1 protein-coding gene (cut by a window edge) is annotated in these 26,866 nt (G+C 75.8%); it reads left to right on the top strand.

Going from position 1 to position 26,866, the window contains the following annotated elements; translation table 11 throughout:
• Positions 1 to 26,866, top strand: the 3' portion of a protein-coding gene (locus tag ABTY62_RS34005) for a type I polyketide synthase (RefSeq protein ID WP_352133262.1). Its footprint begins 1,997 nt before the window's first position; the window shows 26,866 of its 28,863 coding nt (coding positions 1,998-28,863); its start codon lies beyond the left edge, outside the window; the stop codon is at positions 26,864 to 26,866.

Genomic DNA, 26,866 nt, shown 5'->3' with positions numbered 1-26,866 from the left:
CCTGGCCGGACACTCCATCGGGGAGATCGCGGCCGCCCACGCGGCCGGGGTGTTCTCGCTGGCCGACGCGGCGCGCCTGGCCGTGGCGCGCGGCCGGCTGATGGAGGAGCTCCCGGCCGGCGGCGCGATGGTGTCCGTACAGGCCACCGAGTCCGAGGTGGCGCCACTGCTGACCGGGCGGACCGACCACGTCTCCATCGCGGCGGTCAACGGCCCCTCGGCCGTCGTGGTGGCGGGCGACGAGGACGCGGTGGCCGAGATCGAGGCGCACTTCGCGGGCGAGGGCCGCAAGACCAAGCGGCTGCGGGTCAGCCACGCCTTCCACTCGCCCCGCATGGAACCGATGCTCGCGGAGTTCCGCGCCGTGGTCGCGGAGCTGTCGCCGCAGGCACCGGTCGTGCCGGTCGTGTCGAACCTGACCGGTGTCCAGGCGACCGTGCGACAGCTGACGTCCGCCGACTACTGGGTGGACCACGTACGCCAGGCGGTGCGGTTCGCCGACGGCATCGGCTGGCTGCACGGACACGGCGTCGACACCTATCTGGAGCTGGGCCCCGACGGCGTCCTGTCCGCGCTGACCCGGACCTGCCTCGAGAACACCGCCACCGACGGCGCCGCGGGCGAGCCCGGCGCCGCCGTCCCGCTGCTGCGGCCGGGCCGCCCCGAGCCCGCGACGCTCACCACCGCCCTGGCCGAGCTGTACGTACGCGGCGTCCCGGTCCACTGGGACCGCTACTTCGCCGGGACCGGTGTCCGCCGGGTGGACCTGCCGACCTACCCGTTCCAGCGCCGCCGGTACTGGCCCAAGGGCGTCCTCACCCCGGCGGGCGATGTGCGGGCCGCGGGCATGGGCGCCGCGCACCACCCCCTGCTGGCCGCCGCCGTGTCCCTGGCGGACTCCGACGGCTTCCTGCTCACCGGCAGGCTCTCCCTGCGGTCCCACCCCTGGCTGGCCGACCACGCCGTGCACGGCACCGTCATCCTGCCCGCGACCGCCTTTCTGGAGCTGGCCATCCGCGCCGGTGACGAGGTCGGCTGCGACCGGGTCGAGGACCTCACCCTCGCCGCGCCCCTGGCCCTGCCCGAACACGGCGGCGTCCAGGTGCAGATGTGGATCGGCGGCCCGGACGAGTCCGGCCGGCGAACCCTCAACCTCTACTCCCGGCCCGACGGCGACAGCGACGGCGACGGCGGCGGCGACGGCGGCGACGAGCTGCCCTGGACCCGGCACGCGACCGGTGTGCTCACCAGCGGCGGCACCCGGATCGCCTTCGACGCCGTCCAGTGGCCCCCGGCCGACGCGCGGCCCCTCGCGCTGGACGGCCTCTACGACCGGCTGGCGGCGGACGGCCTCGCCTACGGGCCGCTCTTCCAGGGGCTGCGCGCCGCCTGGACACGCGGCGAGGAGACCTTCGCCGAAGTGGCGCTGCCGCCCTCCGCGCAGGGGCCGGACGGCTCGTTCGGGCTGCACCCCGCCCTGCTGGACGCCGCCCTCCACGCGATGCTCGCCGAGCCCGGCCGGGATCCGGACCCCGACGGCCGGGGCACCGCCCTGCCGTTCTCCTGGGAGGGCGTGTCCCTGCACGCGACCGGCGCGTCCGAGGTACGGGTACGGATGTCCCGGGCCGATGACGACAGCCTGTCGATCGCGGTCGCGGATCCCACCGGCCAACCCGTCGCCTCGGTCGAGGCGCTGACGCTGCGCGCCCTGCCGGCCGGCCGTCCGGGTGACGGCGCCGCGGCCGGGCGCGACTCGCTCTTCCACGTGGCCTGGACGCCGTTGCCCGCCCCGGCGACGGACGGGACGCCGGCGGGGGCCGCACCCGGGCCCGTGGCCGTCCTCGGCCCCGACGCCCTGGGGCTCGCCGAGGCCCTGCGGAGCTCCGGCACCGAGGCGGAGGTCCATGACGACCCGGCCGCCCCGACCGGATCCGGCGCCCCGCTGCCCGGTACGGTGCTGGTCCCGCTCGTGGGCGACACCGCCGCCGAGATGGCCGATGCGGTCCGCGCGCTGACGTCACGTGCGCTGGACCTGCTGCGCGCCTGGTCGGCCGAGGAGGGGCGCGCGGGCACCCGGCTGGTGTTCGTGACCCGCGGGGCGGTGGCCGCCGACCGCGACGAGGCCGCGCCCGGGCAGGCTCACGGCGAAGGCGGCGATGCGGCCCTCGACCTCGCGGCAGCGGCCGTCTGGGGCCTGGTGCGCTCCGCGCAGGCCGAGGCGCCCGGCCGGTTCGCCCTGGTGGACCTGGACCCCGAGGACCCCTCGGCCGCCCTGCCCCTGAGCGCGTTGACGGCGGACGAACCCCAACTGGCCATCCGTCAAGGCACCGTGCTGGTGCCGCGGCTCGCCCGGGTCACCGCGCCCGCGCCGGACGCCGCGGACACGCCAGACGCGGCCGGCCCGGCGCCCGGCTGGAACCCCGAGGGCACGGTCCTGATCACCGGCGGCACGGGCGGGTTGGGCGCCCTGGTCGCCCGCCATCTGGCCGCCGAGCGCGGTGTACGCCACCTGCTGCTGCTGAGCCGACGCGGCGGCGCGGCCGAGGGCGTGGCCGACCTGGTCGCGGATCTCGCCGATCTCGGCGCGGACGCGACCGTCGTGGCCTGCGACGCGGCCGACCCCGCCGCGCTGGCCGCCGTCCTGGCGCGCGTCCCCGGCGAGCATCCGCTGACCGCGGTCGTCCACGCGGCCGGAGTGCTCGACGACGGCATGATCGGCTCGCTGACGGCCGAGCGCATGGCCACCGTGCTGCGGCCCAAGGTCGACGCGGCCTGGGCCCTGCACCGGGCGACCGGCGGGCCGGAGCCGGCCGCGTTCATCGTCTTCTCGTCGCTGGCCGGCACCGTCGGCACCGCGGGCCAGGGCCACTACGCGGCGGCCAACGCCTTCCTGGACGCGCTCGTCCGCCACCGGAGGTCCCAGGGCCTGCCGGCCCAGTCCCTCGCCTGGGGGCCGTGGGCCCTCTCGGACGGGATGACCGGCTCGCTCACCGAGACGGACCTGCGGCGGCTGGCCCGCATGGGCACCCCCGCCCTCTCGCCCGAGCAGGGCCTGGCCCTGTTCGACACCGCGGTCACCAGCGGCCACCCCGTCCTGCTGCCGGTACGGCTCGACCTGGCCGCGCTCCGCGCCCTCGCCGACGTACCGCATCTGCTGCGCGGGCTGATCCGCAGGCCCCACCGCCGATCGGTGGTGGCGGGCTCGGGCACCGCGTCCGGGCTGACGCAGCGGCTGGCCCGGCTGGACGGTGACCAGCGCACCCGGACCGTGGTGGAGCTGGTCCGGGCCCAGGTCGCCACCGTGCTCGGACACTCGGGACCCGAGGCCGTCGACCCGGCCCGCGCCTTCCAGGACCTGGGGTTCGACTCGCTGACCGCGATCGAGCTGCGCAACCGGCTCAGCGCGGCCACCGGGCTGCGCACCTCCGCCACCGCCGTCTTCGACTACCCCACGGTCACCGCGCTCGCCCGCCACGTACTCGACGAACTCCTCGGCAGCCGTGCCGCGGCTGACCCCGACCCGGCACGGCCGAATTCCGCCACGGCTGCCGAGGACCCCGTCGTCATCGTGGGAATGGGCTGTCGCTATCCGGGCGGCGTCAGCTCCCCGGAGGAGCTGTGGCGGCTGGTCAGCGAGGGCACCGACGCGATCTCCGGGCTCCCCGTCAACCGCGGCTGGGACCTGGAGACGCTCTACGACCCGGACCCCGACCACCACGGCACCACCTACACGCGTGGCGGCGGATTCCTCTACGACGCGGGCGAGTTCGACGCCGCCTTCTTCAACATGAGCCCGCGCGAGGCGCTGGCCACCGACACCCAGCAGCGGCTGCTGCTGGAGACCTCCTGGGAGGCCGTCGAACGGGCCGGGATCGACCCGGTGTCGCTGCGCTCCAGCCGGACCGGTGTGTTCACCGGGGTGATGTACAACGACTACGGCACCGTCCTCGCGGGCGGCGGCGACTTCGAGGGCTTCCTGGGCAGCGGAACCTCCCCGAGCGTGGCCTCGGGCCGGGTGTCGTACACCCTGGGCCTGGAGGGCCCGGCGGTGACCGTGGACACCGCGTGTTCGTCCTCGCTGGTGGCCATCCACCTGGCGGCGCAGGCGCTGCGGGAGGGCGAATGCTCGCTCGCGCTCGCCGGCGGCGCCACGGTCATGTCGACACCGGCGTCGCTGATCGAGTTCTCGCGGCAGCGGGGGCTGTCGCCGGACGGGCGGTGCAGGGCGTTCTCGGACTCGGCCGACGGCGTGGGCTGGTCCGAGGGCGTGGGCGTGGTCGTGCTGGAGCGGCTGTCGGACGCGCGGCGCAACGGGCACGAGGTGCTCGCTGTGGTCCGGGGTTCGGCGGTCAACCAGGACGGCGCGTCCAACGGCCTGACCGCGCCGAACGGTCCGTCGCAGCAGCGGGTGATCCGTCAGGCGCTGGCGAGTGGGGGGCTGTCCGTCTCGGATGTGGACGCGGTGGAGGCGCACGGCACGGGCACCACGCTGGGCGACCCGATCGAGGCGCAGGCCCTGCTGGCCACGTACGGGCAGGATCGGGAACGGCCCCTGTGGCTCGGGTCGGTGAAGTCGAACATCGGGCACACCCAGGCCGCGGCGGGCGTGGCCGGTGTGATCAAGATGGTGATGGCGATGCGGCACGGTGTGCTTCCGGGCACACTGCACGTGGACGCGCCGTCGTCGCATGTGGACTGGGAAGCGGGCGCGGTCGAACTGCTCACTCAGGCGGTGGAGTGGCCGTCGACGGACCGGGTGCGCCGGGCGGGCGTGTCCTCGTTCGGCATCAGCGGCACCAACGCCCACCTGATCGTCGAACAGCCCGCGCCGTCGAGCCCCGAGCCCGGCGAGCCCACGCAGCCGACCGACGGCCGCGGCGCCGTTCCCTGGCTGCTGTCCGGCCGCGGCCGCGCGGCGCTGCGGGCCCAGGCCGCCCGTCTGGCGTCCCGCGTGGAGGCCGACCCCGCGCTGGACGCCACCGATGTGGCGCTCTCGCTCGCCACCACCCGCTCGGCCTTCGAGCAGCGCGCCGCCGTGGTCGCGCAGGACCGGTCCGGGCTGCTGCGCGCCCTGGCCGCGCTCGCCGAGGGCCGCCCCGACCCCGCCGTGGTCGAGGACGAGGCGGGAGGCGCGGACAGGCCGGCGCTGCTCTTCTCCGGCCAGGGCAGCCAGCGGCCGGGAGCGGGCCGGGAACTGTACGCGGGGTTCCCGGTGTTCGCCCGGGCGCTGGACGAGGTCTGCGCCGAGCTGGACCCGTATCTGGACCGCCCCCTGCGCGAGCTGCTGTTCGCCGGCGAGGGCACGCCCGAAGCCGAGCTGCTCGACCTGACCGGCTGGACGCAACCCGCCCTGTTCGCCGTCGAGGTGGCGCTCTTCCGGCTGATGCTCTCCTGGGGCGTCGAACCCGGCTGTGTCGCGGGCCACTCGATCGGCGAGCTGGCCGCGGCACACGCCGCCGGTGTGCTGACCCTCCCGGACGCCTGCGCCCTGGTGGCCGCGCGGGCCCGGCTGATGCAGGCCCTGCCCGCGGGCGGGGCGATGGTGTCCGTGCAGGCCACCGAGGACGAGGTGGCGCCGCTGCTGGCCGGCCGGGGCCACGAGATCGCGGTGGCCGCGGTGAACGGCCCGACCGCGCTGGTCCTCTCCGGCGACGAGGCGGCCGTGCTCGAGGTCGCCTCCTACTTCTTCGACCTGGGCCGCAAGACCAAGCGGCTGCGGGTCAGCCACGCCTTCCACTCGCCCCGCATGGACGCCATGCTCGACGGCTTCCGCGAGGTGGCGCGCGGCCTGGCCTACGCCGCGCCGACCCTCCCGATCGTGTCCAATGTGACCGGCGAGTTCGTCGGCGAGGAACAGATCTGCTCCCCGGACTACTGGGTGGAGCACGTGCGCGGGACGGTCCGCTTCGCCGACGGCGTGCGCACCCTCCGCGACGCGGGCGCGACCACCTTCCTCGAACTCGGCCCGGACGGCGTCCTGTCCGCCATGGCCGAGGACACGCTCGGCGATGACTCCGCGGCCGAGGCGGTGCCCGCGCTGCGGGCCGACCGCGCCGAGGACCTGACCGTCGCGGCGGCCCTGGCCAGGCTGCACGTCCGCGGGGTGCGCGTGGACTGGCCCCGGTACTTCGCCGGCCGCGGCGCGCGCCGTGTCGACCTGCCGACGTACGCTTTCCAGCACGACTTCTACTGGCCCGACACCGCCGCGCGCACCAGCCCGGAGGCGGTCGCGGATCCGGCGGACGAGCGGCTGTGGAGCGCGGTCGAGCGCAGGGACGCCGAGGAACTGGCCACCGTACTCGGGCTGGAGGACGAACACCACGCGTCGCTGTACGCCCTGCTGCCCGCGCTGTCCTCGTGGCGTCAGAACAGGCATGAGAAGGCCGTGCTGGACTCCTGGCGATACCAGGTGGAGTGGAAGCCGCTGCGCGTGTCCGCGCCACCGGTGCCGGCCGGCACCTGGCTGGTCGTCACGGCGGACGATCCGCACGACGACCGGTTCGAGGACGGCGTGGCGGACGCGCTGCGCGAGCACGGCGCCCGCGTCCACCGGGTGGTCCTGGACGACGCGTGCGCCGACCGAGCCGTCCTGGCCGCACGGCTCGCGGACGCTCAGGGAGACGTTCGGGGAGCGGACGGCACCGTGGACGGGGTGCGCTTCGGCGAGGTGTCCGGAGTGCTCTCACTGCTCGCCGTCGCCGAGCGCCCCGACCCCGCCCATCCGGCGCTGCCCGCCGGCCTGGCGCTCACCGTCGCCCTGGTGCAGGCGCTCGGCGACCTCGGTGTCACCGCCCCGCTGTGGAACGCCACGCGGGGCGCCGTGTCCACCGGGCCGTCCGACCCGGTCACCAGCCCGCTCCAGGCGGCGATCTGGGGGCTGGGGCGGGCCGCCGCGCTGGAACACCCGGACCGGTGGGGCGGACTGGTCGACCTTCCCGAGGTGCTCGACCGGCCCGCCGCCCAGCGGCTCGTGAGCGTGCTGGCCGGACCCGCCGCGCCCGCCTCCGACCACCGCGACGAGGACCAGGTGGCGATCCGCGCCACCGGAGTGTCCGCCCGCAGGCTGGCCCATCGCACGGTGGACGGCCTGCCCGCCCCCCACGACTTCACCGCCCGTGGCACCGTCCTGGTCACCGGCGGCACCGGCGCCCTGGGTGCCGAGGTCGCCCGGTGGCTGGCGCGCGCCGGCGCCGAACACCTGGTGCTGACCAGCCGCCGGGGCGCCCAGGCCCCCGGCGCGGACGAACTGCGCGCCGAACTCGAGGCCCTGGGCGCCGGGGTGCGCATCGTGGCCTGCGACGCCGCCGACCGCGACGCGCTGGCCGCCGCCCTCGCCGACCTTCCCGCCGACTCCCCGCTCACCGGGGTCGTACACACCGCGGGTGTCGCCTCGGCCGCACCGCTGAAGGGCATGGCGCCCGCGGAGTTCGAGGAGGCGGTCGCCGCGAAGCTGGCCGGGGCCGCCCACCTCGACGCCCTGCTGGGCGACCGTGACCTGGATCTGTTCGTGCTGTTCGGCTCCCTCGCCGGCGTGTGGGGAAGCGGCGGCCAGAGCGCCTACGGCGCGGCCAACGCCTACCTGGACGCGCTGGCGGAACACCGCCGCGCCCGCGGACTCGCGGCCACCTCCGTGGCCTGGGGCCCCTGGGCCGAGTCCGGCATGGCCACCCACGAGGCGATGGCGGACCGGCTCAAGCGGCACGGTCTGCGGTTCCTGACGCCCGAGCGGGCCATCGCCGAACTGCGCCGCGCCGTGGTGCAGGGCGACACGACCGTGACCGTCGCCGACGTCGACTGGGACCGGTATCTGCCCGTCTTCACCTCCGTACGGCCGAGCCCGCTGCTCGGCGACCTGCCCGAGGCCCGTGAGCAGGCGCGGGCGCAGGCGGGCGGGCGGTCCGCGGCCTCGGACGCGGACGGCGGATCGGAGCTGGCCCGGCGGCTGCACGGGCGCGCCGAGGCCGAGCAGGAACGGCTGCTGACCAGCCTGGTCCGCGCCGAGGCGGCCGCCGTGCTCGGGCATGCCTCCGCCGACGGCGTACCCGAAGAGCGTGCCTTCCGCGACCTGGGGTTCGACTCGCTGACCGCGGTGGAGCTGCGCAAGCGGCTGGTCACCCTGACCGGGCTGAGCCTGCCGAGCACCACGGCCTTCGACTACCCGAGCCCCGTGGCGCTGGCGCGGCATCTGCGCACCCTGCTCCTCGGCACCGGGGCCGCCGTCACCGGGCCGGTGGCCCTCTCCTCGGCCCATGACGACGAGCCGATCGCCATCATCGGGATGAGCTGCCGCTTCCCCGGCGGCGTGCGCTCCCCCGAGCAGCTGTGGCGGCTCGTGGCCGAGGGGACGGACGCCATCTCGGAGTTCCCCACCGACCGCGGCTGGGACACGGCCGCGCTGTACGACCCCGACCCCGACCGGGCGGGCAGGACGTACTCGACACTGGGCGGTTTCCTGCACGACGCGGGCGAGTTCGACCCGGCGTTCTTCGGTATCTCGCCACGTGAGGCGCTGTCCATGGATCCGCAGCAGCGACTGCTGCTGGAGACGGCCTGGGAGAGCTTCGAACGGGCGGGCATCGACCCGAGGTCGCTGCGCTCCAGCCTCACCGGCACGTTCATCGGATCGACCTACCAGGACTACGGCACCGGGGTGGCGGACGGCACCGAGGGCCACATGGTCACCGGAAGCAGCCCCAGCGTGCTCTCCGGCCGGCTGTCCTATGTGTTCGGCCTCGAAGGCCCCGCCGTCACCGTGGACACCGCGTGTTCGTCGTCGCTGGTGGCCCTGCACCTGGCGTGCCGGTCACTGCGCGAGGGAGAGAGCTCGCTCGCCCTGGTCGGCGGAGCGACCGTGATGGCCACGCCCGCCCCGTACCTCGCCTTCAGCCGACAGCGGGCGCTGGCCGCGGACGGCCGGTGCAAGGCGTTCTCGGAGGCCGCCGACGGCATGACCCTGGCCGAGGGCGTCGGCATCCTGCTGGTCGAACGGCTCTCCGACGCCCGACGCCACGGACACCCGGTGCTGGCGCTGGTCCGCGGCTCGGCGGTGAACCAGGACGGCGCGTCCAACGGCCTCACCGCGCCCAACGGGCCGTCCCAGCAACGGGTCATCCGGCAGGCCCTGGCCAACGCGCGGCTGTCCGCGGGCGACGTGGACGCCATCGACGCGCACGGCACCGGCACATCGCTGGGCGACCCGATCGAGGTCCAGGCGCTCCAGGCGGTCTACGGCGAGGAGCGCGCCCCGGACCGGCCGCTGCTGCTCGGCTCGGTGAAGTCCAACATCGGGCACACCCAGTCCGCGGCCGGAGTGGCGAGCGTGATCAAGATGGTCATGGCGATGCGCCACGGGCTGCTGCCCGAAACCCTGCACGCCGAGCGACCGTCGTCGCACATCGACTGGTCACCCGGCACGGTGGCGCTGCTGACCGACCCCGTCACCTGGCCGGACACCGGGGCGCCGCGCCGCTGCGCCGTCTCCTCGTTCGGCGTGAGCGGCACCAACGCGCACGCCGTGCTGGAGCAGGCGCCCGCGACCGAGCCGCCGCCGACCCCCGCCGAGGAGCCGCGACGGGACGTCGGGGCCCTCCCGTGGGTGCTGTCGGCCCGTGGCGCCGCCGCGCTGAAGGAGCAGGCCGCAAGCCTGCTCTCCCACCTGGACGGCCACCCCGGGACGGCGTCCGCCGACATCGCGTATTCGCTGGCCACCTCGCGGTCCCTCTTCGAACACCGGGCCGTGGTCGTCGGCGAGCGCACCGAGGATCTCCGGCGGGAACTGGAGACGCTCGCCGAGGGCGCCTCGTCGGCCGCCGTGGTGCGGGGCGTTGCCGATGTGGAGGGGAAGTCGGTGTTCGTCTTCCCCGGGCAGGGTTCGCAGTGGGCGGGGATGGGCGCCCGGCTGTTGGCCGAGTCCGTGGTGTTCGCGGAGCGGCTGGGGGAGTGCGCCGCTGCCCTGACACCGTTCATCGACTGGTCGCTGATGGACGTGGTGCGGCAGGTCGAAGGCGCGCCGTCGTTGGAGCGGGTGGATGTGGTGCAGCCGGTGTCGTGGGCGGTGATGGTGTCGCTCGCGGCGGTGTGGCGGTCCTGCGGTGTGGAGCCGGACGCGGTGGTGGGCCATTCCCAGGGCGAGATCGCCGCCGCGTGTGTGGCGGGTGCGCTGTCCCTGGAGGACGGTGCCCGAGTGGTCGCGCTGCGCAGCCAGGCGATCGCACGGCGGCTTGCCGGTGCGGGGGGCATGGCGTCGGTGCCGTTGCCGGTCGGCGAGGTGGAGGCCCGGCTGGAGCGGTGGGACGGCCGGGTGTCGATCGCCGCGGTCAACGGTCCCCGGTCGGTCGTGGTGTCCGGCGACCGGGAGGCGCTGGACGGCCTGGTCGAGCAGCTGACGGGCGAGGATGTGCGGGTGCGGCGGATCGCCGTGGACTACGCCTCGCACTCCGCCCATGTGGAGGAGCTCCACGAGGAGCTGCTGGAGCGGCTGGCGGCGCTGCGCCCGCGCGCCTGCGACGTACCGTTCTTCTCCACCGTGACCGGTGACTGGCTCGACACCACGGGCATGGACGCCGACTACTGGTACCGCAACCTGCGCCGGACCGTGGGCTTCGAACCGGCCATCCGCGCCCTCCTGGCCGCGGAACACCGGGCGTTCATCGAGATCAGCGCCCACCCCGTGCTCGCCGTCGGGATCCAGGAGACGGTGGACACCGCCGGCTGCCCCGCCGTCGTCTGCGGCACGCTGCGCCGCGACCACGGCGGTCTCGACCGCTTCCTCACCTCGCTGGCCCAGGCGTTCGTGCGCGGTGTGCCGGTCGACTGGCCGGGAATGTTCGCGGACCACGGCGCACACCGGGTGGAGCTGCCCACCTACGCGTTCCAGCGGGAGCACTTCTGGGCGCTGCCCGCCGGGCCGGACCCGGACGGCCGGGCGGGCCCGGAGGACACCCGTTTCTGGACCGCGGTCGAGCGGGAGGACCTCGCCTCCCTGACCTCCGCCCTGCACATCGACGAGACCTCGCTGGCCGCGGTGTTGCCCGCGCTGTCGTCCTGGCGCAGGCGGCGCCAGGACCGGGCCACCGTGGACGGCTGGCGGTACCGGGTCGCCTGGCGCCCGCTGCGCGGCGTCCCCACCGCGTCCCTGTCCGGCACCTGGCTGGTCGTCACCGTCGACGGCGCGTCCGACGCCGCCACCGACGCCGTGACGGCCGCGCTCGGCGAACACGGTGCCGCCGTACGCCGGCTGGCGCTGGACGAATCCTGCGCCGACCGTGCCGTGCTGGCGGCGCGCCTCGACGACGTCAACTCACCCCCTGAGGACGGCTCCCCGGAATTCGCCGGGGTCGTGTCCCTGCTCGCCGCCGCCGAGGAGCCGCACAGCCCCCACCCCGCGCTGGCGGCCGGCCTCGCCCTGACCGTCGCCCTGGTCCAGGCCCTCGGCGACACCGGCATCGAGGCGCCGCTGTGGTGCCTCACCCGGGGCGCGGTGTCCACCGGGCGCTCCGACCGAGTGGCGAACCCCGTCCAGGCCCAGGTGCACGGCGTCGGCTGGACCGCCGCGCTCGAACACCCCGACCGCTGGGGCGGCCTGGTCGATCTGCCCGAGACCCTCGACCGGCGCGCCGCCCGGCGGCTGGCCGCCGTCCTGGCCGGGGCCACCGGCGAGGACCAACTGGCGATCCGCTCCTCCGGTGTGCTGGCCCGGCGTGTCGTACGCGCTCCCGCGGGCGACACCGAACCGGACACGCCCTGGACCCCGCGCGGGACCGCGCTGGTCACCGGCGGTACCGGGACCCTGGCGCCGCATCTGGCCCGCTGGCTGGCCGGGCAGGGCGCCGAGCACATCGTGCTGACCAGCAGGCGGGGCATGGCCGCGCCCGGCGCGCCCGCCCTGGTGGCCGAACTCGCCGAGCTGGGCGCCGAGGCCGAGGTCGTGGCGTGCGACGTCACGGACCGCGAGGCGCTCGCCGCCCTGCTGGCGCGGCTCAAGGCCGACGGCCGCACGGTCCGTACCGCCGTGCACACGGCCGCGACCATCGCGCTGCACAGCCTGGACGAGACCACCATGGCCGAGTTCGCCGAGGTGGTCGGCGCCAAGGTGGCCGGCGCCCGGCACCTGGACGAGCTGCTCGACGACGAGGAACTCGACGCGCTCGTCCTGTACTCGTCCACGGCCGGGACCTGGGGCAGCGGCCGGCACGCCGCCTATGTGGCGGGCAACGCCTTCCTCGGCGCGCTGGCCGACCACCGCCGCGCCCGAGGGCTGCCCGCCACGGCGCTGGCCTGGGGCATCTGGTCCGACGACACCCGGCTGGGCCGGGTCGACCCGGAGCAGATCCGCCGCAGCGGCCTGGTCTTCATGGACCCCGAACCGGCCCTGGCCGGACTGCGGCAGGCCCTGGACGACGACGAGACCGCGCTGGTCGTGGCGGACGTCGACTGGGAGCGCTACTACCCGGTCTACACCTCGGTGCGGCCGACGCGTCTGTTCGACGAGGTGCCCGAGGCACGGCGGCGGGCGGAGGCGGCCGAGCCGACAGGTGGCGCCGGCGGTGAGTTCGCCGCGCGGCTGCTGGCCCTGCCCGACGCCGAGCGGGACCGGCAGCTGCTGGACCTGGTCCGCACCGAGGCCGCCGCGGTCCTGGGACACCGGTCGCCGGAGGCGCTCACGGAGGAACGGGCCTTCCGGGACATCGGGTTCGACTCGCTGACCGCGGTGGACCTGCGCAACCGGCTCGCCGCCGCCACCGCGCTGACGCTGCCGACCACCCTGGTCTTCGACCACCCGAGCCCGGCCGCCCTGGCCGCGTATCTGCGCGCCCGGATCGCCACCGACCAGGACACCCCTGCCGCGTCCGCGCCCGCCCTCGCGGCCGCCGCGCCCGACGAGCCCATCGCCATCATCGGCATGAGCTGCCGGTACCCGGGATCCATCGGATCCCCCGAGGAGCTGTGGGACCTCGTCGTCGGCGGCGGGGACGCCATCACCGGTTTCCCGGCGGACCGCGGCTGGGATGCCGAGGCCCTCTACGACCCGGACCCGGACCGCAAGGGCAGGACGTACTCCACCCAGGGCGGCTTCCTGCACGACGTGGCCGACTTCGACGCCGCGTTCTTCGGGATCTCGCCGCGCGAGGCCGTGGCGATGGACCCCCAGCAGCGGCTGCTGCTGGAGACCGCCTGGGAGGCGTTCGAACGCGCCGGCGTCGACCCGGCCACGCTGCGCGGCAGCGACACCGGGACGTTCATCGGCGCCAGTTACCAGGACTACACCACGGGCGTGCGGGGGGCCGCCGAGGGCTCCGAGGGCCACATGATCACCGGCACCCTGTCCAGCGTGCTGTCCGGCCGGGTGTCCTATGTGTTCGGGCTCGAAGGCCCCGCGGTCACCCTCGACACGGCGTGCTCCTCCTCGCTGGTGGCGCTGCATCTGGCCTGCCAGTCGCTGCGCGACGGGGAGAGCTCCCTCGCCCTGGCGGGCGGCGTCAGCGTCATGGCCACCCCCAGCGCCTTCGTCGGCTTCAGCAGGCAGCGGGCCATGGCCACCGACGGCCGGTGCAAGGCGTACTCCGACGCGGCCGACGGCATGAGCCTGGCCGAGGGCGTCGGCCTCCTCCTGATCGAGCGGCTGTCCGACGCCCGGCGCCACGGCCACCCGGTCCTCGCGCTCGTCCGCGGCTCCGCGGTCAACCAGGACGGCGCGTCGAACGGGCTGACCGCCCCCAACGGCCCGGCGCAGCAGCGCGTGATCCGGCAGGCCCTGGCCAACGCCCGGCTGACCGCGGGAGAGGTCGACGCGATCGAGGGCCACGGCACGGGCACCGCGCTCGGCGACCCGATCGAGGCCCAGGCGCTGCTGGCCACCTACGGGCAGGACCGCGAACGCCCGCTGCTGCTCGGGTCGGTCAAGTCCAACATCGGCCACACCCAGATGGCCTCCGGCGTGGCCGGCGTGATCAAGATGGTCATGGCGATGCGCCGGGGACTGCTGCCCCCCACCCTCCACGTCGACCGGCCCTCCTCCCATGTGGACTGGTCGGCCGGTGCCATCGAGCTGCTCACCGAACCGGTCGAGTGGCCCGCCACCGGGCATCCCCGGCGGGCGGCCGTCTCCTCCTTCGGCCTCAGCGGGACCAACGCCCACACCGTGCTCGAACAGGCCCCCGAGGCGACAGAGCCCGCGGAGCCCGCCGAGCAGCACACCCCCGGTACCCCGGTGCCCGTCACCCTCTCCGCCCGTGGCGACGAGGCCCTGTGCGCCCAGGCGGCCCGGCTGCTGTCGCTGCTGGGGGCCGGGCCCGAACTGCCCCTGACGGATGTGGCCTTCTCCCTGGCCACCACCCGCTCCGCGCTGGAGCGCCGCGCCACGGTCGTGGCGGCGGACCGCACGGAGCTGCTGAGCGGTCTCGCCGCGCTGCGCGACGGCGCCCCGCACGGCTCCCTCGTCCAGGGAGGCGCGGCCGGCGGCCGGACCGCCTTCCTCTTCTCGGGCCAGGGCAGCCAGCGGGCCGGGATGGGCCGGGAGCTGTACGAGGCCTTCCCGGTGTTCGCGGAGGCCCTGGACGAGATATGCGCACACCTGGACGGCCACCTCGAACGGCCGCTGGGCGAGGTGCTGTTCGCCGGGGAGGGCTCGGCGGAAGCGGAGCTTCTGGACCGTACGGGCTGGACCCAGCCCGCCCTGTTCGCCGTCGAGGTGGCGCTGTACCGGCTCGTCGAGTCCTGGGGGATCACGGCGGACTACCTGGCGGGTCATTCGATCGGTGAGATCGCGGCCGCGCATGTGGCGGGGGTGCTGTCGCGGGCGGACGCGTGCGCGCTGGTGGCGGCGCGGGCCCGGCTGATGCAGGAGCTGCCCCCGGGCGGGTGCATGGTGGCGGTCGAGGCGGCGGAGGACGAGGTCGTCCCCGAGCTGGCCGAGGGGGTGTCGATCGCGGCGGTGAACGGGCCGCGTTCGGTGGTGGTGGCCGGTGACGAGTCCGCGGTCGGGCGGATCGCCGCGCGGTTCGCGGACGAGGGCCGCAAGACCCGGCGGCTGACCGTCAGCCACGCCTTCCACTCGCCGCTGATGGAGCCGATGCTGGCGGAGTTCCGGCGGGTGGTGGAGGAGCTTTCGTACCAGGCCCCGCGCGTCGCCCTGGTGTCGAACCTGACCGGCGGGCCGGTCTCGGCCGAGCAGGTGTGCTCGCCGGAGTACTGGGTGGAGCATGTGCGCCGCACCGTGCGGTTCGCCGACGGGGTGGAGTGGCTGGCCGGGCAGGGCGTCACCGCCTTCGTGGAGCTGGGCCCCGACGGGGTGCTGACCGCGATGGCCCAGGAGAGCCTCGCGGACCGGCCGCGGACGGCGCTGCTCCCGCTGCTGCGCAAGGGCCGTGCCGAGGTGTCCGCGATCGTCTCGGCGCTGGCGCGGCTGCACACCCACGGCGTCGCCGTGGACTGGACGGCGTTCTTCGCCGGGTCCGGGGCACACCGGATCGACCTGCCCACCTACGCGTTCCAGCGGAGCCGCTTCTGGCCCGAGACCGCGGTCGGGGCGGACGGCGACGCGGCACCGGCCGAGGACGCCGAGTTCTGGTCGGCCGTGGAGCGGGCAGACATGGATTCGCTGGCCTCGGCCCTCGACCTGGACGACGGCGTCCTGACGGCGATGGTGCCCGCGCTGTCGACCTGGCGCAGGCAGCGCCGCGACCGCTCGGCCACCGACAGCTGGCGTTACCGCGTCACCTGGAAGCCCGTCACCGGCGACGCGACCCGGGCGCCCGCGCTCTCGGGACGCTGGCTGGTCGTGGCGCCGCCCGGAGCGGCCGAGGACAGCTGGACACGCTCGGTCCTCGACGGCCTCGGCGTACCGACCGTGCTGGTCGAGCCCGCGGACGGGGACCGGGCCACGCTGGCCGAACTGCTGCTGCGGCGGGCGGACAGGGAGGAGGCGGACACCGAAGAGCCGGGGTTCGCCGGAGTCCTGGCGCTGCCCGCGCACAACACGCCCGGGGACGACGGGGATCCGGCCACGGCCGCGGCCCACGCCACCACGGTGGTCCAGGCCCTGGGCGACGCGGGCATCGAGGCCCCGCTGTGGTGTCTCACCCGGGGTGCGGTGTCCATCGGCCGCTCGGAGCCGGTCCACGCCCCGGCGCAGGCCGCGGTGTGGGGTCTCGGCCGGGTGGCCGCGCTGGAACACCCGGAGCGCTGGGGCGGCCTCGTCGACCTGCCGGCCGAGCCCGACCCCAAGGCGGTACGCCGACTCGCCGGGGTGCTGGGCCGGGGCGCCGACGAGGACCAGGTGGCGGTGCGCGCCTCCGGCACCTTCGTACGACGGCTGACCCACGGGCCGGCCGAACCGGCTGCCAAGACAGGGGAGTTCACCCCGAACGGCACCGTGCTGATCACCGGTGGCACCGGCGCGCTCGGCGGGCACCTCGCCCGCTGGATGGCCGCCGAGGGCGCCGCGCATCTGGTGCTCCTCAGCCGCCGGGGGCCGCGCGCGCCGGGGGCGGAGGCGCTCGTCCAGGAGCTGGCCGAGCTCGGCGCCCGGGTCACCGTCGCGGCCTGCGACGCCGCGGACCGCGAGGCCCTGGCCGCCGTGCTGGACGCGATCCCCGCCGACACCCCGCTGACGGCCGTGTTCCACACCGCCGGTGTGCTGGACGACGGGGTGGTGGACGCCCTCACCCCGGACCGGTTCACCGCCGTGATGCGGTCGAAGGCACAGGCCGCCCGCAACCTCGACGAGCTGACCGAGGGCCACGATCTCGCCGCGTTCGTCCTGTTCTCCTCGGTCGCGGGCACCATAGGCGCCCCCGGGCAGGGCAACTACGCCGCGGCCAACGCCTATCTGGACGCCCTGGCCCAGCGCCGCCGGGACCGCGGTCTGGCCGCCACGTCCCTCGCCTGGGGGCCGTGGGCCGAGGCCGGGATGGTGGCCGACGGCGCGGCGCTGGAGGGCCGTGTGCGCCGGGGCGGCTTCACCCCGATGCCCCCGCGGCTGGCCGTCGCCGCGCTCCGGCAGGCGATCGAACGCGACGAGCGGGTGCTGACCGTCGCCGACATCGACTGGGACCGCTTCCTGGACGCCTTCGCCACGGCCCGGCCCGCGCCCCTGGTGGCCGACCTGCCGGAGGTACGGCGCGCCCGGGAGGTGGCGGACACCGGCCGGGGCGGCACGCCGTCGGACCAGCCGACGCTGCGCGGCCGGCTGACGAGCCTGCCCGAGACCGAGCGGGGCGGGTACGTGCTCGACCTGCTGCGCGGCCGGGTGGCCGCCGTACTCGGCCACGGCGACACCGCGGCCATCGCCCCCGACCAGGCGTTCCGGGACCTGGGCTTCGACTCGCTCACCACGGTCGAGCTGCGCAACGCGCTGGCGGCGGAGACCGGGCTGACCCTGCCGTCCTCCCTGGTCTACGACTACCCCACGCCGTACGCGCTGGCGGACTTCCTGCTCACCGAGGTGCTCGGCGCGGCGGCTGACAGCTCCGCGCCCCCGGCGCACTCGGCGACACCGCCCGTGGACGACGACCCGGTGGCCATCGTCGGCATCAGCTGCCGGTTCCCCGGCGGCGTGGCGTCGCCGGAGGACCTGTGGCGGCTGCTCGCCGACGGCGGGGACGGCATCTCCCCGTTCCCCACCGACCGGGGATGGGACCTCGACGCGCTCGCGGACGGCGCCTCCGCCACGCGGGAGGGCGGCTTCCTGCCCGACGCGGGCGACTTCGACGCCGCGTTCTTCGGTATCTCCCCGCGCGAGGCCCTCGCCATGGACCCGCAGCAGCGGCTGCTGCTGGAAACCTCGTGGGAGGCGCTGGAACGGGCCGGGATCGACCCCGCCACGCTTCGGGGCAGCGACACCGGCGTCTTCGTCGGCACCAACGGACAGGACTACGCGGGTGTGCTGCGCAAGGCCACCGCCGATGTGCGCGGACACGTGGCCACCGGCAACACGGCCAGCGTGATGTCGGGCCGGCTGTCGTACACCCTGGGGCTCGAAGGGCCGGCCGTCACCGTCGACACCGCCTGCTCGTCCTCGCTGGTGTCGCTGCACTGGGCGGCCCAGGCGCTGCGGCGCGGCGAGTGCTCGCTCGTCCTGGCCGGCGGCGTCTCCGTGATGTCGAGCCCGGACTCCTTCACCGAGTTCAGCGTGCAGGGCGGACTCGCCCCGGACGGCCGGTGCAAGGCGTTCGCCGACGCCGCCGACGGCACCGCCTGGTCCGAGGGCGTCGGGGTGCTGGTCCTGGAGCGGCTCTCGGACGCCGTACGCAACGGACACGAGGTCTGGGGCGTGGTGCGCGGCACCGCGGTCAACCAGGACGGCGCGTCCAACGGGCTGACGGCGCCCAACGGCCCCGCGCAGCAGCGGGTGATCCGGCAGGCCCTGTCCGACGCGCGGTTGACACCGGGTGACGTCGACGCGGTCGAGGCACACGGCACCGGCACCACCCTGGGCGACCCCATCGAGGCGCACGCCCTGCTCGCCACCTACGGCCGGGAGCGCCGGGAACCGCTGCTGCTGGGCACCGTGAAGTCCAACATCGGCCATACGCAGGCCGCGGCCGGTGTGGCCGGTGTGATCAAGATGGTCATGGCGATGCGGCAGGGTGTGCTGCCCCGGACACTGCATGTGGACACGCCGTCCTCGCACGTCGACTGGGCCTCGGGCGCGGTGTCCCTGGTGCGCGAGGCCACGCCGTGGCCGCGGACGGACCGGCCGTGGCGGGCCGGTGTGTCGGCCTTCGGCGTCAGCGGCACCAACGCCCATGTGATCGTCGAGCAGGCGCCCGTGGCCGAACCCGCCGGGCCGCACGAGCCCGGGCCGATCCCGGCCGTGGTGCCGTGGCTCGTCTCGGGCCGCGGCCAGGAGGCGCTGAACGCGCAGCTCGACCGGCTCACCTCCTTCGTTGGCATGAGCGCCCCGCGGCCGTCCCCCGTGGACGTGGGGTACACGCTGGCCCTCGGCCGCCCGGCGTTCGACCACCGCGCGCTGCTGCTGGCCACCGGCGACGGGTTCACGGAGGCGGCGCGCGGGGTGGTACGCGCCCCCGGTGGCAGGACGGCGTTCCTCTTCTCGGGCCAGGGCAGCCAGCGGCCCGGCATGGGGCGGCGGCTCTACGACCGCTTCCCCGCCTTCGCCGAGGCGCTGGACGACGTGCTGGCCCATCTGGACATGGAGCTGGACCGTCCGCTGCGGGAGGTGATGTTCGCCGACGCCGGGACGGCCGCGGCGGAGCTGCTGGACCGTACGGGATACACCCAGCCCGCCCTGTTCGCCGTCGAAGTGGCCCTGTTCCGGCTGCTGGAGTCGTGGGGCGTACGCCCGGACCTGCTCGCCGGGCACTCCATCGGGGAACTGGCGGCGGCCCACGCCGCCGGGGTGTTCTCGCTCGCCGACGCGTGCCGGCTGGTGGCGGCGCGGGCCCGGCTGATGGACGCGTTGCCCGCCGGTGGCGCGATGGTCTCGCTGGAGGCCACCGAGGACGAGGTCGCCCCGCTGCTGGCCGGACACGATGCCCTGGTCTCCGTCGCGGCGGTCAACGGCCCCACCGCGACGGTGATCGCCGGTGACGAGGAGGCGGTGGCGCGGATCGCCGGGCAACTGGAGTCCCGAGGGCGCAGGACCAGGCGGCTGCGGGTCTCGCACGCCTTCCACTCGCCGCTGATGGAACCGATGCTCGACGCGTTCGCCGCGGTGGCCGGACAACTGGCGTACCAGGAGCCGCGGATCCCCGTCGTCTCCAACCTGACCGGCCGACAGGCCACGGCCGAGGAGCTGTGTTCCCCCGGCTACTGGGTGCGCCAGGTGCGGGAGCCGGTGCGGTTCGGCGACGGAGTGCGCACCCTGCGGGACGCGGGCGCGACCGCCTTCGTCGAGCTGGGCCCCGACCGGGTGCTGGCGGCGATGGCCCGGCACACGCTGACCGACGAGGGGCCCGAACCGCTGGTGGTCCCGCTGCTGCGCACGGACCGCGACGAGGAACCCGAGATCACGGCTGCGCTGGGCGCGCTGCATGTGCACGGCGTGCCGGTGGACTGGGCCGCGTACTTCAGCGGGTCCGGTGCGCGCCGGACCACCCTGCCGACGTACGCCTTCCAGCACGAGCGGTTCTGGCCCGAGTTCGCGCCGGACACGGCGGGGCCCGTGGCGGCCGACCCGGTGGACGCGGAGTTCTGGTCGGCCGTGGAGCGGGAGGACCTGGAGTCGCTGTCGTCCACGCTGGAGGTGGACGGAGACTCGCTGACAGCGGTACTGCCCGCGCTCTCGTCGTGGCGCCGGTCCCGCCACGACGAGTCCGTCGTGGACGGCTGGCGCTACCGGGTGAGCTGGACACCGCTCACCGGGCCGGCCTTCGCCGGAACGCGGACCGGTGCCCCGGAGGGGACCTGGCTGCTGGTCGTCCCCGGCACCGACGGGGCCAGGGTGGTCGACGAGGAATGGGTGGCGGCCGTCGCCGAGGTGATGGGGCCGGACACCGTGAGCATCGAGGTGGCGGACGCCGACCGGGCCGCCCTGGCCGGGCGGCTCGGGGAGATGCGGGAGCGGTTCGCGGGTGTGCTGTCCCTGCTCGCCCTCGGGCGGACCGGGCCCGAATCCACCGCGCTGACCTGCGCCTTGATCCAGGCGTTGGGCGACGCGGGCATCGAGGCACCGCTGTGGTGCGCCACCCTGGGCGGGGTCCGCGTGGGCCGCGGCGACGCCCCCGCGGATCCGGGGCAGGCCGCGGTGTGGGGCCTGGGCCGGGTGGCCGCGCTGGAACACCCGGAGCGCTGGGGCGGTCTCGTCGACCTGCCCGGCTCCCTCGACCAGCGGGCCCGTGCCCGGCTCGCGGCCGTCCTGGCCGGCGGCGCGGACGACCCCGCCGAGGACCAGGTGGCGGTGCGCGCCACCGGGGTCTTCGGCCGCCGGCTGGTGCGGGCCGCGGCGCCGGTCGCCGACGGGCGGTGGCGGCCGCGGGGCACGGTCTGGCTCACCGGCGGCAGCGGCGCATCCGCCGGGCAGCTCGCCCGGTGGCTGGTCGCGGAGGGGGCCGGGCATCTGGTGCTGACCGGCCCGCAGGACCCCGACGCGCCCGACACCGCCGAACTGCTGGCCGACCTCACCGAGTCGGGCGTCCGGGTGACCGCGCGGGCGTATGACCCGGCCGACCGCGACGCCCTGGCGGCGCTGCTCGACGAGTTCCCGCCGGACGCGGTCGTGCACGCCGGACAGCCAGACCTGTCGCCCGCCCCGCCCGGCGCCACCGACCGGATCGACGCGACCGCGGCCGGGGAGCCGGCCGCGGCGGTGGCGGACCGGATCGCGGAGGCGGCACATCTGGACGAACTGCTGGGCGACCGGCCCCTGGACGCATTTGTGCTGCTCACCTCGGTCGCGGGGGTGTGGGGCGTGGCGGGACGGGCCGCCGACGCGGCCGCCGACGCCGCCCTCGAAGCGCTGGCCGACCGGCGCCGGGCGCGCGGGGCCGCGGCCACCTCGGTGGCGTGGAGCGCCTGGGCCACATCACCCACCGACACCTCCGACGGGATGGCGGCACATCTGCGGCTCAGCGGACTCCCCGGCCTGCCGCCGCGGCTGGCCGTGACCGCGCTGGGCCGGGCGGTGGACGGCGAACAGGACGCGGTGACGCTCGCGGACGTGGGCTGGGACCGGTTCGCCCCCGCGTTCACCGCCGTACGCCCGAGCGCGCTGTTCGCCGCGCTGCCCGAGGCCCGTACGGCGCTGGAGGCCGCGGCGGCCGGGCGGGACACCGACGTTGCCGGCGCCACGGGCACGGCGGCCGAACTGCGGACACGGCTGCTGGCCCTGCCCGGCGTCCAGCGCTCCCACGCCCTGCTGGACCTGGTCCGCGGCGCGGTCGCCGAGGTGCTGGGGCACACGGGCGCCGAGGCGATCGAGGCCGACCGGGCCTTCTCGGACCTCGGATTCGATTCCCTGACCGCGGTGGACCTGCGCAACCAACTGACCCGGGCCACCGGTCTGCCCCTGCCCACCACCCTCGCCTTCGACCACCCGACCCCGGCGGCGCTCGCCGGCCACCTGTGGGCCGAACTGCTCGGCGAGGACGGCGTGGACGGCGACGACCACACGGCTGCGCTGCCCGCCCGCACCACCGACGACCCGATCGTGATCGTCGGCATGAGCTGCCGCTACCCCGGCGGTGTGCGCTCGCCCGAGGACCTGTGGCAACTGGTCGTGGACGAGGCCGACGCCATCGGCCACCTGCCCACCGACCGCGGCTGGGACCTCGGCACACTGGCCGACGGCGCCCCGGACGGACGCGGGCGCAGCGCCGCCCGGGGCGGCGGGTTCCTCTACGACGCCGCCGATTTCGACCCGGGCTTCTTCGGTATCGCGCCGCGCGAGGCCATGGTGATGGACCCGCAGCAGCGGCTGGTGCTGGAGGCCGCGTGGGAGGCGCTGGAGCGGGCCGGTGTCGACCCGCACACGCTGCGCGGCGGCGACACGGGCGTCTTCGTCGGCGCCACCAGCGGCGACTACCGCCCGCCCGCCGACCAGCGCGGCCACGCCCAGACCGCGCAGGCGGCCAGCCTGATCTCCGGCCGCCTCTCGTACAGCTTCGGCCTGGAGGGCCCGGCGGTGACCGTGGACACCGCCTGCTCCTCGTCGCTGGTGGCGCTGCACCTGGCCGCCCAGGCGCTGCGCTCGGGCGAGTGCTCGCTGGCGCTGGCCGGCGGGGTGACGGTGATGTCCACGCCGGTGGGGATCGTGGAGTTCAGCGACATGGGCGCGCTGTCCGCCGACGGCCGGTGCAAGGCGTTCGCCGAGGCGGCGGACGGCACGGGCTGGTCCGAGGGCGTCGGCATGCTCGTGGTGGAGCGGCTGTCCGACGCCCGGCGCAACGGCCACCGCGTCCTGGCGGTCCTGCGCGGCTCGGCGGTCAACCAGGACGGCGCGTCGAACGGGCTGACCGCGCCCAACGGCCCCTCGCAGCGCCGGGTCATCCGCCGCGCCCTCGCGAACGCCGGGCTGTCCCCCGCGGACGTGGACGTGGTCGAGGCCCATGGCACCGGAACCACACTCGGCGACCCCATCGAGGCCCAGGCGCTGCTGGCCACCTACGGCCAGGACCGCGAACGGCCCCTGCTGCTCGGCTCGGTCAAGTCCAACATCGGACACACACAGTCGGCGGCGGGCGTTGCCGGTGTGATCAAGACGGTCATGGCGATGCGCCATGGCGTGGTGCCCAGGACGCTCCATCTGGACGCCCCCACCTCGCATGTGGACTGGTCCGCCGGTGCGGTGGAACTGGCCGCCGAGGCCACCGCTTGGCCGCGGACCGGGCGGGCGCGCCGGGCCGGGATCTCCTCGTTCGGCGCCAGCGGCACCAACTCCCATGTGATCATCGAGCAGGCCCCCGACGACGAGCCCGCCCGGACCCCCGCCGCGCCACGGCGCGACGGCGCGCCGTGGCCCGTCGCCCTGTCGGCCCGCACCCCCCAGGCGCTGCGCGAGCAGGCCCGCCGACTGCTCGGCCATGTCGCCGCGCACCCGGAACTCGGCCTCGCCGACCTGGCGTTCTCGCTGGCCGCCACCCGGGCGGCCTTCGAGGAACGGGCCACGGTGCTGAGCGCGGACCGCGACGAGCTGGCCGAGGGCCTTCAGGCGGTGGCCGAAGGACGCCCGTCCGCACGGGTGATCGAGGACACCGCGGCCGGTGGCCGGACCGCCTTCCTCTTCTCGGGCCAGGGCAGCCAGCGGGCGGGCATGGGCCGGGAGCTGTACGGCGCCTTCCCGGCGTTCGCCGAGGCGTTCGACGCGGTGTGCGCACACCTGGACGCCCACCTCGAACGGCCGCTGGCCGAGGTGGTGTTCGCGGAGGCCGGGACGGCCGGGGCGGAGCTGCTGGACGAGACGCGCTGGACCCAGCCCGCGCTGTTCGCGGTCGAGGTGGCGCTGTTCCGGCTGCTGGAGTCCTGGGGGATCGTCCCGGACTATCTGGCAGGGCATTCGATCGGCGAGATCGCGGCGGCCCACGTGGCGGGCGTCTTCTCGCTGCCGGACGCGTGCGCCCTGGTGGCGGCGCGCGGCCGGCTGATGCAGGAGCTGCCGCCCGGGGGAGCGATGGTGGCGCTTCAGGCCACCGAGGAGGAGGTGGCGCCCCATCTGGGGGAGCGGGCCTCGGTCGCGGCCGTGAACGGTCCGCGGTCGGTGGTCGTGGCGGGCGACGAGGCCGCCGTGCTGGACGTGGCGGCCCGGTTCGCCGAGCAGGGTCGCAAGACCAGTCGGCTGACGGTCAGCCATGCGTTCCACTCCCCGCTGATGGAGCCGATGCTGGCGGAGTTCGGCCGGATCGTGCGCGGCCTGACGATGGCGGCGCCGCGGATCGCGCTGGTGTCCAACCTGACGGGCGACGTGGTGTCGGCCGAGCGGGTGTGCGCGCCCGAGTACTGGGTGGAGCATGTCCGCCGTACGGTGCGGTTCGCCGACGGCGTCAGCCGGCTCGCCGCCGAGGGCGTCACCACCTTCCTGGAAGTGGGGCCCGACGCCGTACTGACCGCCATGGCGCAGGAAACCCTCGGCGAACGGTCGGCGGGTGCCCTGCTCGTCCCCGCGTTGCGCAGGACGCGCGACGAGGAGGCCGCCCTGGTGTCGGCCGTGGCCCGGCTGTACGCGCACGGCGCCGGAGTCGACTGGGCGGGCTTCTTCGCCTCCTCCGGCGCCCGGCGGATCGACCTGCCCACCTACCCCTTCCAGCACCAGCGCTTCTGGCCCGAGGACACCACTCATGAGGAGGCCGCGGCCCCCGATACGGCGGACGCGGACTTCTGGGCCATCGTGGAACGGGCCGACCGGGCGGACATCGCCTCGCTGGCGACGGCGCTGGACGTCGAGGACGAGGCGTTGACGAAGGTCCTGCCCGCGCTCTCGACCTGGCGCCGCAGGCGCCACGAGCAGTCCGCCGCGGAAAGCCGGCGGTACCGGATCGGCTGGACGCCGCTCACCCGCATGGCACCGGCCGCCCCCTCGGGGACATGGCTGGCCGTGGTCCCGGCCGGACACGCCGAGGACCCCTGGGTGGGCGCGGTGGTCGAGGCGCTGGGCACCGGAACGGTACGGCTGGAGGTCACCGGACCGGACCGTGCGGCGCTGGCCGGGCGGCTGCGCGAGCTGGTCGCCGAGGGCCTCCGGCCGGCCGGTGTGGTGTCGCTGCTGGCCGTGGCCGACTCCGCGGACGTGGCCGTTCCGCCGGGGCTCGCCCTGACCGCCGTACTGGTGCAGGCCCTGGGCGACGCCGGGATCGAGGCCCCGCTGTGGTGTGTCACCCGGGGCGCGGTGTCGACCGGCGGGGAGGACCGGGTGACCGCCCCGCGGCAGGCGGCGGTGTGGGGGCTCGGCCGGGTGGCCGCGCTCGAACACCCGCAGCGCTGGGGCGGGTTGGTCGACCTCCCCGAGGAGCTGGACGGGCGTACGGCCTCGCGGCTCGCCGGGGTGCTGGCGCAGCCCGGTGGACCGGAGCCCGCCGAGGACCAGATCGCGGTGCGCGCCGCGGGGGTGTTCGGCCGCCGGCTGCAACGGCCGGTCGGCGCCCCGCCCGAGGACGGCTGGAAGCCCTCGGGCACGGTGCTGGTCACCGGGGGCACCGGGACCCTGGGCGGCCATGTCGCCCGGTGGCTGGCGCGCGAGGGCGCGGAGCACATCCTGCTCGCCAGCCGCAGCGGCCCGGAGGCCGAGGGCGCCGGGGAGCTGCGGTCCGAGCTGGCCGGGTTGGGCGTCCGGGCGTCGATCGTGGCCTGCGACGCCGCCGACCGGCGGCAGATGGCGGACCTGCTGACGGGCATCCCCGCCGACTGCCCGCTGACTGCCGTGGTGCATGCGGCGGGTGTCCTGGACGACGGTGTCCTCGACGGCCTGTCGCCACAGCGGTTCGAGGCGGTGTTCCGGTCCAAGGTGGAGTCGGCGGCCGTCCTGGACGAGCTGACCCGGGAGCTGGACCTGACGGCGTTCGTGCTGTTCTCCTCCGCGTCCGGCGCCGTGGGCAACGCAGGCCAGGCCAACTACGCCGCCGCGAACGCGGCGTTGGACGCGCTGGCCGAGCGGCGCCGGGACGAGGGCCTGCCCGCCACCTCGGTGGCCTGGGGCGCCTGGGCCGGTGGCGGCATGGCGGCGAGCGCCCGCGCCGAGGAGGCGTCGCAGCGCACCGGGGTGAGCGCGATGGCCCCGGAGGCCGCGCTGTCGGCCATGCGCGTCGCGGTGGCGTCCGGGGACCCCACCCCCGTGGTCGCCGACATCGACCAGGCCCGGTTCATCCACGCCTTCACCACCCGGCGGCCCAGCCCCCTGCTGCGCGAGCTGCCCCGGTATGCGGAGCTGACCGCGGGCGCCGTCGTCTCCCCGCGCGACCAGGCGTCGGCCGCGGCCGAACTGCGGGAGCGGCTGCTCGGCCGCCCGGCGGCGGAGCGGCCCCGCATGGTGCTGGACCTGGTCCGCGCCCAGGTCGCCGAGGTGCTCGGGTACGCGGGGCCCGAGGCCGTCGGCGCCGAGCGGGCGTTCAAGGACCTCGGCTTCGACTCGCTGGCCGCGATCGAGCTGCGCAACCAGCTCACCGCGACGACCGGGCTGAGCCTGTCCGCCACGCTCGTCTTCGACCATCCGACGCCCGTCGCCCTCGCCGGGCATGTGCTGCGGGAGCTCGTACCCGAGACGGGCGGCGGTTCCGTCGCCGATGAGCAGGAGCACGAGATCCGGGCGCTGCTGACCTCCGTGCCCCTCGCCCGGCTGCGGGAGGTCGGGCTGCTGGAGCCCCTGCTCCAGCTGGCCGGCCACCCGGCGGCGGCGGAGGACCAGGCTCCGGGGGATTCGATCGACGCGATGGACCTGGACGACCTGGTCAGGGCCGCGCTGGACGGCAACGCGCCCTGA

Origin of the sequence: Streptomyces sp. NPDC097640, assembly GCF_040302705.1 — a bacterium.
In the GTDB taxonomy this organism is placed as follows: domain Bacteria; phylum Actinomycetota; class Actinomycetes; order Streptomycetales; family Streptomycetaceae; genus Streptomyces.
This window is presented reverse-complemented; position numbering and strand designations above follow the sequence as displayed.